This window comes from Actinokineospora sp. (assembly GCF_050699995.1).
In the GTDB taxonomy this organism is placed as follows: domain Bacteria; phylum Actinomycetota; class Actinomycetes; order Mycobacteriales; family Pseudonocardiaceae; genus Actinokineospora.
The window spans coordinates 1-12651 of the sequence record NZ_JBOHGC010000050.1; the positions used below are offsets into that span (position 1 = coordinate 1).

Consider the following 12651-nt stretch of genomic DNA (forward strand, 5'->3'; position numbering starts at 1 on the left):
GTCACCGACGGTCCGGTGACACCCCTTCTGCGTTGGAGCGGATGACGGGAATCGAACCCGCATATTCAGCTTGGGAATCTGGCGGAGTCATCGGGAGACCGCTTCTGACCTGGACCGGCCCTCGGTCACGACTGACCGCGATTGCCCGCCGTTGACCAGGGCTTATCGCACGCCAACAGCACGGCTGGCCTCTCCACCCATTCCCCTCCCTGCTCCCCGACACGAAGCCAAAAACACGGACAGCGGCGTCGGGTCAAGGCACGCTTTCCCGCCTTGACGCGGCGTCGGTGGCCGTAGTCACACTCAGCGAGTCGGGGTGGAGGGAACGCTACTGAGCGCGGGAACTGAGCCGCGTCTCGTTGACCTGGTACAGGGCGACGAGGCCGTACTGCGAGTCGACAAATCCCTTGATGTCACCCGTGGGAACAAGGTCAAAGCTGTCGTCAAGCTGCCTCGCCGTTAGCAGGTGCTTGGGCGTTCTGCCTGACCTGTAGACCGGCACTCCATTGTGCGTCCGCTCGGCGTCGTCTGATCCCATGGCTCCACGGTGTCAGCCGCGGGCAGTCGGCAGCATCGCCCGTCTGGCTGACGCTGTGAATCGTGGCGGGTCGCCCGTGGTGGCTCGCGGGACTCGCGCAGCTCCGTGGCTGCGCCGCGCGGCCGTCCGGCCGTGAGCGGAGCGGCAGGCCGGACCGTGCCGCGATGGATGTAGCGCCGGTGCCAGCGTGACAGGCCCACCGAGCGCGCCGCCGCGGGCGGCGCGCCTTGATCCCATAGAGCCAAGTTCGGCAGCGGAGTCGCATGCTAGGTAGCCCATCCCAGTGGATTGACTGTCAACCTAGGTCAATTTGGGACACAATGGCTCGGTGTCGGTGAGAGTGGATGTCCAGGGCCAGCTGATCAGCTGGGCGCGCGAGCGCTCGGGCATCAGCCTGGTTGACCTGCTCCGGCGCTTTCCCAAACTGGAAGAATGGGAAAATGACGTAGCATCGCCCACTCTTAAGCAGCTTGAAGACTATGCGAACGCCACACACACCCCACTTGGGCTGCTATTTCTAGACGAGCCGCCTGATGAGCCATTGCCATTACCTGACTTTAGAACAATAAACAATCAAGAAATTCGGCGACCGAGCGTCGACTTGCTTGACACAATATATGAATGTCAAACTCGGCAAGAATGGTACAGAGACCACGCGCTGGTTACGTATAAAGATCCTGTCGACCTGGTTGGGTCGGCGACTCCGATCGCAAGCCCCGCAAGGGCGGTCAGCTTGATCCGCTCGCTCCTCGATTTCGGTAGCGTCAGGCAGGCGTCTACATGGTCTGAGGCGTTGAGGAGATTGATTGAGCAAGTTGAGAGGCTCGGAATACTTGTAATGGTGAACGGTGTTGTCGGCACCAACACGAGCCGAAAGCTAAATCCTCGGGAGTTTCGAGGATTCGCGTTGGTCGACCGTCTCGCTCCGTTGATCTTTGTGAACGGTGCGGACACGAAAGCCGCTCAAGTATTCACCGTCGTTCACGAGTTGGCACACATAGCCGGGGGCGTTTCTGGTGTTAGCGATTCCTCGCTTGAAGACCAGGTCGCTAATGAAACTGAGCGATGGTGCAACGAGGTTGCTGCTGAACTGTTAGTTCCAGTGATAATGATTCGCGATCAGTACCGCCCGCGGGTCGACCTTACAGATGAACTGGATCGACTTGCCCGGGTGTTCAAGGTTAGCACTCTTGTGATTCTCAGAAGGCTTCGTGACGTAGGATTTGTACCGCAATCCGACTATGGCCGGCTCTACGAAACCGAACTTGCGCGAGTCATGTCCTTTGTCGAGGAACGTAGCGGTTCCGATGGCGGGAATTTCTACGCGACGCAGGCAGTCCGTGTAGGTAGGTTGTTCGCGCGCGAGTTGTTGACGAGTACGTTTGAAGGACGGACCACTTATCGCGAAGCATTCCAGATGCTAGGTGTGCGGAAGATGAGTACGTTCTCGGAGTTCGCGCGTCGACTGGAGGTAAACGCCTAGTGGCATACTTGGTGGACTCCAACATCTTCATAGAAGCGAAAAATCGTTACTATGGTTTCGACTACTGTCCAGCGTTCTGGTCATGGATTGAACAGGCGAACGCGGCTGGTACTGTGCTAAGTGTGGCTAAAGTTCGAGATGAACTATTGGCAGTCCAAGATGAGTTATCCGACTGGGCTAAGGCGAAAGATGACGCATTCTTTCGACCGACAGATAGTCCAGCTACGAAAAGTATGAGCGTTCTCGCAAAATGGGCTGTCACGAACGGCTACTCGCAGGCTTCTCAAGCGGAGTTTCTCGACGCGGCAGACTACTACCTCGTGGCGTATGCCCATGCGCACAAGCATATTGTCGTGACTAATGAGTTGCCCGCGAACGGCAAAAGATCAAGATCCCAAATGCTTGCATTGGACTGAGAGTTCAATACTCGTCAGCTCACGCAATGCTCCGGGCGGAGGGTGCCAGATTCGTTCTTGGGTAAGAGGCTAGGCTGAAGATTCGACTAAGTGTGCAACGACGGTGATTGATGTAACCAAGGCGTCCAATTCCATGTGCGCATATCGAGCGATCTTCGCAGGTTTGTTCGCAAATCCGATGATCGAAACGTCGGCTGCCCTGCTTGCCTCAAAGTCAGACGGCGAGTCGCCAATCATTACGCATTGGGCTGAACTAGAGCCCGCGTTCATGTATGCGCGCTGAATGAGATGGGGGCTGGGCTTAAGCTTGTGGAAGTTTGTGTGCGTACGCGCAGAAATGATGGAAATCAGGTCGCCGATTCTGTGGTTCTCAAGGTAGAGCCTAATGGCATCGGTGGAGTTGTTGCTTACAATTCCCACTTGTCCGCCAGTCGATAGCCAAGTGCGCATAAGTTGCACACTTCCGGGCGTGGGTTCGGCGTGCTTCACTGCGTGGCACTCTTGTTCCGTCAATTGAGTTTCGACGTGCTCGGCCAATTTGCGGCTGCGTGTCATTGCGAATTGGAGGATCTCGAGGGGATCCTGCCAAGGTTTCGAAATTCTGAGGTGTTCGAGAGATCTCAGGTCGATTGACTCGATCAGATGTTCTGCAACGTCAGCTGCTGAGTGCCCGGCAAACACCGAACATATGGGCCCATCGAAATCTAGCAGCAACAGGTCCTTGCTTCTGATCGCGTTCTTGACGGCGGTAATGTCGTCTGCTCGAACGATCATATATTCATCTCTACCGATACGGTCGTCCACATGCTGTTGAACCACGTAAGGGCCTGCTCGACGTACTGGCTGCCGGTGCTGGTGTCGTCGTCGGTGGTGGAGTGGTGGAAGAGGATGGCGTCTTTGCCCATGAGGTCGTAGATCGGCGTAGGTGTCTCACCGAAGGTGAGGACGTGTTCTCGGACTGGGTAGAAGCCGAAGAACGCTTCTTCGTTGTTGACGATATAGAGCTTGAACAGTGGGGCGGCGTGGTGGACGCGCACGGTGGCGGTGGTCTTGTTGACGATGCCGAGTGAGCCCAGTTCGTTGACGGTGTCGGTGATGGCGCCGACATGGCGGTGCATGATCGCGGTTGCGCGGGCTCGGAACTCGGGGCTGTCGCCTAGGTCCTCGACGCGGCAGGGGATCGCTAGGGGCGCCGTGGTGTCCGGGATAAGGATGCGGACGGTGAGGGATTCGGGGCGCAAGCGGCCCGCTCGAATCTTGTCGAGAGGTTCTTGCATGGCTCCGTGCAGGGTTTCGCCGGAGAAGCCTGCGAAGTCCACGGTGACGTGCTCGGCCTCGAAGGCGCGTTCGATGTGGGGGCGTAGACCGACGGGGCGCTCGGTGCGTTCGCGGACGAAGACGCCGCTGCCCTGTCGGGACACGATCAGGCCCTCGTCGCGTAGTTCGCGCAGGGCGTTCTGAACGGTCATGGGTGCCACGTTGTAAGTCTTGGCGAGTTCGTTGCGAGATGGGAGCTTGTCGCCCGCGGTGAACTTCTTGGTCAGGATCGCAGCGCGTAGGGCATTCGCGACCTGCACGTATGGCGGACGTGGGTCGTCCGGGTCCAGCGCCATGTCGCGCTCCTTTCTTGATCGACAGGGTTAACCCTGTCAACCCCAGTGTCGCGCGGTCTCGGAGACCTTGTCTAGCCCGCCTAGTGAGCTAGCTTCCTCAGACGCCTGTTGACATGTCTAGCCAAGCTGGCTACTTTGATACTTGTACGACATGGCTAGTCCGGTTAGACAAGCTCTGGAGGTAGAGATGCCGGTCATTCCGACGCGGTTCGCGGTCGACTTCGGGGAGGTGTTTCCGCTCGGTGCGTTCGTGCTGGGTGTGGAGCCCTCGATGGCGTTCTCCGACAATCCGGCCGCCCCGAAGATGCAGGAGCGGGACAAGGAGACCAACCAGCTCGTCTGGACCGTGCGCGCTCTGGACGCCAACGAGGAAGCCGCCAGGTTCGGTGCCGAGTTCAAGGTGAAGATCGCTGCGGACTACCAGCCGGTTCCGCCGCCGAAGGCCAACGGGTTCCCGTTCGCGGCGGTGGAGTTTGAGCGGCTGACCATCACTCCGTATGCGAACAACAAGGGGCGGATCGCGCACAGCTTCCGGGCTGGCGGGATGCGTGCTCCTGGCGGTGCTCGGGCGGCCAAGCCTGCGGCTACCGCTGAGCAGAAGAACGCCGCGTGATGACGGGGCGGGCGTCTCGGGATGCGGTCGCCCGCTGGAACGTCGCTTACGCCGAGCAGACGGCGGCTTTGTTCGCTGCGTCTCGTCCACAGCCTGTGGATCTCGACGCGATCCGTCGTCTGTCTCGCGCGTACGCGGAGGTCGCGGGTGCCTGGAGGGTGCTTGCGGCAGAGCTGGCAATCCCGCTGTGGGCTCGCCATGCGGCCGTGGTCGCGGCTGAGGAGTTCGAACGTCGCGCGGGCATGGAGGTCCTGCGTGTTCAGCAATCCGAAGGAAGTGGGCAATGAGCGGGCAAGCGTTGCGGTTCACCGCGTCGGGTTCGCCTGGGCATGGGTCGTCTGCCGGTGTTGTGCGGTACGGGCAGGGGCATCCCCCGGCGTTGGTGATCAGCCTGGACACAGTCGACGTGTTGTTGAGTGTTGCGCCGTTTCCTGACGGGCTGGTCGCGATGGCGAACTTCTGCCGGGTGCTGGCACGGGAGTCCGCCCGGTTGGCTGCGGAAATCGACCCTGATGGTGAACCCGCGCCGGTGGAACGGTCGGGTCGGCACTGGATCACCCCTGCCGGACCTGGCCTGGCCGGGCCTGCTCATTGAGTCCGGCACGGCGGCGGGTGCTCCGTTGCTTGGCGGCCCGGGTGCCCGCCGTCGTGCCTCCCACAACAACCAACCGAAGGGAGGATGCGTGGTGGCTACCAGGGTAGAGACCTGGCGCAACCGTGACCCGCTACCGACAACGCTGCTCAGGGCTCGGGAGTACTTGTGGCGGGCCCCGGCGTTCGACGCTCCGCGGGAAGAGTGGATCGCCTACCACGAATACAGGGCTGAGGTCTTCCGTCACGTGGCGAAGATCGACACCCGGCACCGGTACGAAGCCGGGGCGGAAGCCTGGCTGGCCAAGGACAAGGTGGCGAAGTTGCGGGGTCGCGGGGAGGCCGATCCGACGCTCATCACGTGACCCGATAAGTCCATTTGGAAAAAACAAACGCGCTTGGGTGGTGCGGCGATGACGCACGCCCATGTTGCGGTGCAAGCAAACCATGCGCACAGAAGCGGACCCGGCTACCAACCTTTCCCGCTTCTGTGCTGTCCACACCAGACATCGGAGTAGACAGTGAACACGCTAGTACATCCACAGAACGTCTTGCTAGTGCAGGGCCACACCTCGACGGTCGGGGGTGGGCTCTGATGGGACGCAAGGAATCCCGGTGGGTTGACCCGGCGCCGTTGGAGATCGCTCGGCCTCGGCTGCCGTGGTGGACGTTGTTGCCGAACTGGGTGAAGCTCGCTATTGCGCCGATCGTGCTGGTTGGCATGGTCGGCTGGGGCCTCGTTCACCTGGGCAAACTTGTCCACCGATTCCCGCTCACCCTCGTGGTCCTGGCCGCTGGCTGGTGGTCGTACTCCGGGTTCGGGCCATGGTGGTTCGCCGCTGGCCTCGCGATCCTGTTCATGCTGCTGGGCGTGTGGCGGTGGCTGCACGAACCCTCATTCGAGCGGTTCGCCATGCCACAGATCCGCACCGAGTACCGGCGCTGCATGATCTACACCTGGCAATGGCGCACCGTCATGCGCCTCGCCGACTTGGTGAAAGACAAGCGCGGCAAGGAATACCGGCCGCGCCTGGGCCGTGTCCGCTCCGATGGGTGGCGCGACCGGGTTCGGGTGCGCATGGTCAAGGGGCAAGCACCCGAGCAATGGGAGCTGCACGCCTCCGGCCTGGCGCACTCCTTCCACGCGCACTCCTGCCGAGTCCGGGTGTTGAAGCCCGGGCGGCTCGAACTCGACTTCGTGCACTCCGACCCATTGGCCGCACCGATCACGCTGCCCGAACGGGCGAAGGAATCCGCGGTCGATTTGAAGCGAGTAGTGATCGGGCGGACCGAGTCAGGTAGGCCGTGGCGGCTGCGGCTGCTCGGGACGCACGTGATGGCGGTTGGTGTCTCGGGTGCGGGCAAGGGGTCGGTCCTGTGGTCGGTCATCAACGCCCTGGCACCCGCGATCAAGTCCGGGGCGGTGCGCCTCTACGGCATCGATCCGAAGGGCGGGATGGAGCTGGGGCAGGCACCGGAGGTGTTCCAAGGGGTCGTGTTCGACAACGGCGAGGCAGCCGTGACCATGCTCGAAGAGATCGCCGCTGAGGTGAAGCGCCGCGCCGAGTCCTACCGGGGCCTGCGGCGCACATGGACGGCGGAGACCGGTGACCCGTTCCTGCTGCTCGTGATTGACGAGCTGGCCGACGTCGTGGCCTACCAAACCGACAAGGGGCTGCGGGAACGAGCGGCGCGGGCGTTGCAGGCGATCACGTCGCAGGGGCGGGCACCGGGTGTGTGCGTGCTCGGGTTGTTGCAGGACCCGCGCAAGGAAATCGTGCCGTTCCGGCACCTGTTCTCCACCCGCGTCGCCATGCGCCTGGACGAACCCGCCCAGGTCGACATGGTCCTCGGCGACGGTGTCCGCCAACGGGGCGCGGCGGCGCACGAGATAAGCGAGCACGTTCCCGGTGTCGCCTGGATCAAGGAGAACGGGAAGCGGGAACCGGTTCGGGCTCGGGCGTTCCATGTCACCGATGACGACCTGGCCCAACTCGTCGGCTACGTCACCGGGCGCGGCGAGATCGGTGCGGTTGTGCCGTTCACGGTCGGGGGTGCGGCGGCATGAGCACCCTCATCGCCTCTCTCGACACCTTTCGTGCGCACCTCGCCCGGCACCCCGAACTGCCGGACCTGGTTTCGGTTCAGCTGCAGGATTCGTACTTCGGGGACCACGTCCGCGGGCAGCTCGACGGCGCCAACCTCGCCCGCGTCGCAACCAAGCTCCTGGCGTGGGCCGACACGCTGCACGGGTACACCGCGCACGCCTGGCGTGTTCCGGACGGCGGATCGGTCCACGTCGACGTCATCGGCAACCTCAGCGGTGCATGTGTTCTCCGCGTGTTCGCGGGCGTGTCCTATGACCCCGATGTGTTCCCCGATCTGGAACCGGACGGCAGGCAAAGCGTCGGTGTGTCCACCCTGCGGGCCTGGGTCGCGAACGGTGCGGGGGTGGCGGCATGAGTACCGCTGTCACCTCGGCACCGGCCGGGACTCGGGCTGAACGGATGCGTCAGCCACTCGCGCTCGACGTGGTCACCGCGACGGCGGAGAAGTACGGGGTGTGCGTCCGGCCGTTCACGATGGAAGTCGGGGACCTCGACACCGGCGAACTCCGACACGTCGCCGTCCCCTGCGGATCGACCGTGGAATCGGTGTGTGGACCGTGCGCGCGGAAAGCTCGTGCCCTGCGCATGGTCCAGTGCCGCGAGGGCTGGCACATGACCGAGGAACCGGACTTCACCACGGAACCGCCCAGTGCCGATCAGACAGAGCTGATGGCGTTCCGCGCTGACCTCGTGGCCGCGTATCGGGAGGCTGTCGATGAGGGCCAGGCGGGCGACGCCGACGAGCTCCGCGACGAGATCCACTCGGTTGACGACGAACTACGCGGGCTCGGGGTTCGGGGTCGGCTGCCCTCCCCTGATGCGGTGGGTAAGCGGGCTCCGAAGCGGTCCACCAAGCGGCGCCAGGACGCGCCGAACCTGCCTCGGCGGAAGGTGGAGAAGCGCACCGTGGGCAGGCAGTATGCGGGCGGGTTCCGGCCCTCGATGTTCGTGACGCTGACCTGCGACTCCTACGGTCCGGTCCGCGGGGACGGGACACCGGTGGACTTCGCCACCTATGACTATCGGCGGGCGGCTCGCGACGCGGTGCACTTCGCCTCCCTGATCGACCGGTGGTGGCAGAACCTCCGCCGCGTCGTCGGCTGGGACGTGCAGTACTTCGCCACCGTCGAACCACAGAAACGCGCCGCCCCGCACCTGCACACCGCGATCCGCGGCTCCATCCCGCACGAAGTGCTGCGACAGGTCACGGCAGCCACCTATCTGCAGGTGTGGTGGCCCCCGCATGACGAACTCCGCTATCCGGGCAGCGTGGTCCCGGTCTGGGACGGCGAACAGTTCGTCGACCCGACCACTCGGCAACCGTTGAGCACCTGGGCGGACGCCGTGGAAGACCTCGACGCACCCGCGCACGTGTCGACCTTCGGGGCGCAGGTGCACTCGAAGGGCATCCTCGGCGGCACCGAACAGGCCGGTCGGCACATCGGGTACCTGACCAAGTACCTGATGAAGTCGACCGGTGAGGTGATCGAGTCCGCGGGTGATCGGCAGCGAGAGCACCATGATCGGCTCCACGACGAACTGTCGGTGACTCCGTGTTCGCCGCGCTGCGCGGTCTGGTTGCTCTACGGGGTTCAGCCGCTCGGGGTGTCCAGCCGGACCACTCCCGGCCACTGCAAGGCCCGGGCACACCGCCGCTCCACGCTCGGGCTGCCCGGTCGGCGGGTGCTGGTCTCGCGGAAGTGGTCCGGGAAGACGCTGGCCGATCACCGGGCCGACCGCAAGGCCTTCGTGGTCCAGGCCCTCGCCGAGTGGCGGGTTGACCTGCTGGAATCCGGCGTCTCGCACACGATGACGGCAAAGGCGTATCGCCTGGTGCGGGCAGTCCTGAACACAGCGGTGGACGAAGATCGGATCTTGGCGCGGAATCCCTGCCGGGTGAAGGGCGCTGACCAGGAGTCGCCCGCTGAGCGCCCGGTGCTGGCAGTTGCTCAGGTCTTCGACCTTGCCCGTCGGATGCCGCTTCCGCGATACCGGGCGCTCATCCTCGTCACCGCGTTCTGCACGCTGCGGTGGGGTGAGGTGTCCGCTCTGCGTCGCTGTGACGTGGCTGAGGACGGAAGCTGGGTTCGGGTGACTCAGGCGTACACGGAGGTCGCCGGACGCGGCCTGGTCGTCGGCCTGCCCAAATCGAAGGCAGGCGTCCGGACGCTGGCGGTCCCTATGGCCATCCGGGCTGAGCTGGTGAACCACCTCGGCGAGTTCGTGAAGCCCGAGCCTGACGCACTGCTGTTCACCGGTGAGAAGGGCGGGGCGCTGCGGCGGTCGAACTTCAGTCAGCGGGTGAAGTGGACCGAACTTGTGACCAAGATGGGGCTCAAGGGCCTGCATTTCCATGACCTCCGCCACGCCGGAAACATCTTGGCGGCTCAGGCCGGATCGAGCACCAAGGATCTGATGCAGCGCATGGGGCACGACGACATGCGGGCGGCCCTGATCTACCAGCGGGCGACGAGCGCGGCGGACAAGGCGATAGCCGATCGGCTCTCGGAACTGATCGACAAGCACCGTGACCAGGACGAGGACCAGGACGAGGACGAAGAGGACCAGGCGAGCTAACAGCACGTGGACAGCACGAGGGGTCCTCAGGCAAGCAGAAGGGGTGTCACCGATGATCCGGTGACACCCCTTCTGACGTGCTGGTACTTCCGTTGAGCGGATGACGGGAATCGAACCCGCATATTCAGCTTGGGAAGCTGATGTTCTACCACTGAACTACATCCGCAGTGATCGACAGAATACACGGAACCGGCCCCGAGGCTCCAACAGGGCGCTTCGGCCTAAGGGCAAGATCAGGGCTTGGACCAGGGTTCGTGCCGGATGTCGGGAGCAGCGGCCGGCCCAACACTGTGCGCATGCGCTTATCCCGGTCACGATGACCCTTCTCTCCCTGCTCGTGGTCGCGGTCTCCGCTCACTACCTGGGCTTCGACCCGGACACCTACTTCGAGAAGCAGCGGGACGTCTTCGCGCGGCGGGAGTTCTGGCTCGGCCTCCATGTCGCGGGCGCGTTGGTCGCGTTGGCGGTTGGGCCGTGGCAGTTCATGCGGCGGCGGCGGCGGCGGGCGCCTGTACGTCGCGGGGGTGTTCGTCGGGGGTGTGGGCGGTCTGGCGTTGTCGACGACTGCGCACGGCGGGATGGTGTCGTCGCTTGGGTTCGCGACGCTGGCGGTGGCTTGGGTGGCGACGACGGCGACCGGGTTGGTGATGGTCCGCTCCGGCCGGATCGCCGAACACCGCAAGTGGATGGTGCGCAGCTTCGCCCTGACGTTCGCGGCCGTCACGTTGCGACTGGAGCTGGGTCTTTACGGCTTCCTTGAGATCGACATCCCGTTCGAAGTCGCCTACGCGGCCATTGCCTGGCTGTGCTGGGCGCCCAATCTGCTTGTGGCCTGGCTGCTCACCCGGACGGACCAACTAGGGTGGGTGCGTGCTGCTGAGCGACCGTGACCTGTGCAAAGAACTCGATTCCGGACGACTGGGGATCGAGCCATTCGAGCCGCTGATGGTTCAGCCGTCGAGCGTGGACGTGCGGTTGGACCGGTTCTTCCGGGTCTTCAACAACACCAAGTACACCCACATCGACCCCCGCCAGCAGCAGGACGAGCTGACGTCGCTGGTCGAGGCCGACGGTGACGAGCCGTTCGTGCTGCACCCCGGCGAGTTCGTCCTCGGCTCCACCTACGAGCGCGTCACGCTGCCCGACGACCTGGCGGGCAGGCTCGAAGGCAAGTCGTCGCTCGGGCGGCTCGGGCTGCTGACCCACTCGACCGCCGGGTTCATCGACCCGGGCTTCACCGGCCACATCACCCTTGAGCTGTCCAACGTCGCCAACCTGCCGATCACCCTGTGGCCGGGCATGAAGATCGGGCAGCTCTGCCTGTTCCGCCTGACCTCGCCGTCGGAGCACCCGTACGGCTCGGAGAAGGCGGGCTCGCGCTACCAGGGACAACGCGGCCCGACGCCGTCGCGCGCGTACCTGAACTTCCACCGGGTCGACACCAACCGCTGACTCATCTCGGCAGGGCCACCGCGTCGGGACGCTCACCGCGAACCGGTGTCAGCCCGACCGCGACCAGCGGGAACACCGCCGCCGCGATCAGCGCGAGCGGCCACCCGATCGCCGTGACGATGGCGGCGAACGCGGGCGCGACCGCCAACGCCATCGAGTTCTGCCCCGTGTTCTGCACTCCCATCGCGCGACCCGCCCACGCGGGACCGGCGAGTTCGGCGGTCGCGGTGAACGACAGGCCGTTCGGGCACGCGGCGATGATCGTCACCGCCACCAGCCCGAACAACGCCAGCGGGGCCGCGAACACATCACCCAGCGCCCACACCACCATCGACACCGTGCCCGCGGCGGCGATGATCCGCATCGGCCGCATCCGGCTGTCCACCCGGTCCGACCAGATCCCCGCGCCGATCCGTCCCCCGGCTCCGAGCAGCTGCACCACGGCGAGCAGCGCCCCGGCCGTTACCGGGTCCCATCTCTGCTCGGTCACCAGGTAGGTCAGCGCGAACACCGCGCCGACGAACTGCGGCCACACCAGCAGCGCGCTCGCCAGGTGCACCCGCCACAGCCTCTGGTCGCGGTACGGCGACGGCGCCCGGACGTGCGAACGCTCTTCGCGCGGGTGGCTGGGCACGACAACGGCGACCACCAAGCCCATCACCAGGCAGATCCCCGCGGGGACGAGCAACGCCTCGCGGTAGCCCCAGGCGAGTCCGAGCGGCGGCAGGATGGCCGCGGCCAGGCTCAGCCCAAGCGGCTGCGCGCTCTGCCGGATCCCCATGGCCAGCCCGCGCTGGGTCACGTCGAACGCGGCGAGGATGGCCCGGCCGCTGGTCACGTTGATCGACGAGCCGAAGCCGCCCGCGGCGACCAGCGCCAGGCCGAGCGCCGCTGGTCCGTCGATCAGCGCCGCCCCGACTCCGCAGACGCCCGTGCCCAGCGTGCCGACGGTCATGATCAGCCGCTCGCCGAACCGGTCGGCCAGGGCGCCCCAGATGATCAGCATGGCCAGCACGCCCAGCAGCGGCGCGGCGGCGAGGGTGCCCGCCTGGGTCAGCGTGATGCCCTCCGCTTCGCGCATGAGCGGGATCAGGAAAGGGACGCCGTAGAGCAGCGAGATGGACCCGGTCTGGGCGACGACGATGACCGTCAGGATCGACCACCGGGACCGGAGCATATAGTTAACATAGCTAAATGTTCCTGGATCACGGAACAGTTTGTTCATATGATGGACACAACAAAGGGGCGCGACCGGCTTCG

Annotated in this window: 13 protein-coding genes, 1 tRNA gene and 1 pseudogene; 11 read left to right on the forward strand and 4 right to left on the reverse strand. The window is 64.5% G+C overall.

All coding sequences use genetic code 11. The annotated features are described in order from the left end of the window. The first annotated feature begins 866 nt into the window (after positions 1–866). Positions 867–2021 (forward strand): ImmA/IrrE family metallo-endopeptidase, encoded by a 1155-nt coding sequence (locus tag ACRDSQ_RS03025; RefSeq protein ID WP_431418538.1) that lies wholly within the window; start codon positions 867–869, stop codon positions 2019–2021. Between the two features lie 11 nt (positions 2022–2032). Continuing rightward, on the forward strand, positions 2033–2437 hold the full coding sequence (locus ACRDSQ_RS03030; RefSeq protein ID WP_431418539.1) for a DUF4411 family protein: 405 nt from the start codon (positions 2033–2035) through the stop codon (positions 2435–2437). A 69-nt stretch (positions 2438–2506) separates the two neighbouring features. Here the strand turns inward: ACRDSQ_RS03030 and ACRDSQ_RS03035 are convergent, their stop codons facing one another. Both ACRDSQ_RS03035 and ACRDSQ_RS03040 read right to left on the reverse strand, forming a co-directional pair. Beyond that, complete coding sequence (locus ACRDSQ_RS03035; RefSeq protein WP_431418541.1) at positions 2507–3241, reverse strand: HAD family hydrolase; 735 nt, start codon at positions 3239–3241, stop codon at positions 2507–2509. After that, positions 3208–4050 carry a GntR family transcriptional regulator gene (locus ACRDSQ_RS03040; RefSeq protein WP_431418543.1) on the reverse strand — a complete coding sequence of 281 codons (843 nt, stop codon included), beginning with the start codon at positions 4048–4050 and terminating at the stop codon, positions 3208–3210. Before ACRDSQ_RS03040 ends, ACRDSQ_RS03035 begins: the two co-directional genes overlap by 34 nt. 187 nt (positions 4051–4237) lie before the next feature. On the opposite strand from ACRDSQ_RS03040, the gene ACRDSQ_RS03045 reads away from it, so the two are divergent. The 7 genes and pseudogenes from ACRDSQ_RS03045 to ACRDSQ_RS03075 all read left to right on the forward strand — a co-directional run bounded on the left by ACRDSQ_RS03045 (position 4238) and on the right by ACRDSQ_RS03075 (position 9939). Beyond that, entirely contained in the window at positions 4238–4663 is a 426-nt protein-coding gene (locus ACRDSQ_RS03045) for a plasmid replication, integration and excision activator (RefSeq protein ID WP_431418545.1), read from the forward strand. A gap of 283 nt (positions 4664–4946) precedes the next feature. After that, positions 4947–5258, forward strand: coding sequence for a hypothetical protein (locus ACRDSQ_RS03050; protein ID WP_431418546.1), 312 nt, complete (start codon positions 4947–4949; stop codon positions 5256–5258). Positions 5259–5349: 91 nt separating this feature from the next. Continuing rightward, positions 5350–5619, forward strand: coding sequence for an AMED_5909 family protein (locus ACRDSQ_RS03055; protein WP_431418548.1), 270 nt, complete (start codon positions 5350–5352; stop codon positions 5617–5619). Between the two features lie 230 nt (positions 5620–5849). Then, positions 5850–7322, forward strand: a complete 1473-nt coding sequence (locus tag ACRDSQ_RS03060) for an FtsK/SpoIIIE domain-containing protein (protein WP_431418550.1) — start codon at positions 5850–5852, stop codon at positions 7320–7322. Next, positions 7319–7717: a hypothetical protein gene (locus ACRDSQ_RS03065; protein WP_431418552.1), complete on the forward strand. Its 399-nt coding sequence runs from the start codon at positions 7319–7321 to the stop codon at positions 7715–7717. The genes ACRDSQ_RS03060 and ACRDSQ_RS03065 overlap by 4 nt, the downstream gene beginning before the upstream one ends. Next, a pseudogene (locus tag ACRDSQ_RS03070) lies at positions 7714–9192 on the forward strand (replication initiator); the annotation flags it as partial. The gene ACRDSQ_RS03065 and the pseudogene ACRDSQ_RS03070, both read left to right, overlap by 4 nt. Before the next feature lie 144 nt (positions 9193–9336). Further along, positions 9337–9939 (forward strand): tyrosine-type recombinase/integrase, encoded by a 603-nt coding sequence (locus ACRDSQ_RS03075; protein WP_431418612.1) that lies wholly within the window; start codon positions 9337–9339, stop codon positions 9937–9939. Between the two features lie 95 nt (positions 9940–10034). Here ACRDSQ_RS03075 and ACRDSQ_RS03080 read toward each other — a convergent pair. Beyond that, positions 10035–10105 (reverse strand) — tRNA-Gly (locus tag ACRDSQ_RS03080). Between the two features lie 301 nt (positions 10106–10406). Between ACRDSQ_RS03080 and ACRDSQ_RS03085 the strand changes: the two genes are divergently transcribed. Beyond that, positions 10407–10829 (forward strand): DUF2306 domain-containing protein, encoded by a 423-nt coding sequence (locus tag ACRDSQ_RS03085; protein ID WP_431418554.1) that lies wholly within the window; start codon positions 10407–10409, stop codon positions 10827–10829. Beyond that, the gene (gene dcd, locus ACRDSQ_RS03090) at positions 10810–11391 is read left to right on the forward strand and encodes a dCTP deaminase (RefSeq protein ID WP_187221563.1); all 582 of its coding nucleotides are present in this window, start codon (positions 10810–10812) and stop codon (positions 11389–11391) included. The genes ACRDSQ_RS03085 and dcd overlap by 20 nt, the downstream gene beginning before the upstream one ends. A 1-nt stretch (position 11392) precedes the next feature. Here the strand turns inward: dcd and ACRDSQ_RS03095 are convergent, their stop codons facing one another. Continuing rightward, positions 11393–12568, reverse strand: coding sequence for an MFS transporter (locus tag ACRDSQ_RS03095; RefSeq protein WP_431418556.1), 1176 nt, complete (start codon positions 12566–12568; stop codon positions 11393–11395). Positions 12569–12651: the final 83 nt, after the last annotated feature.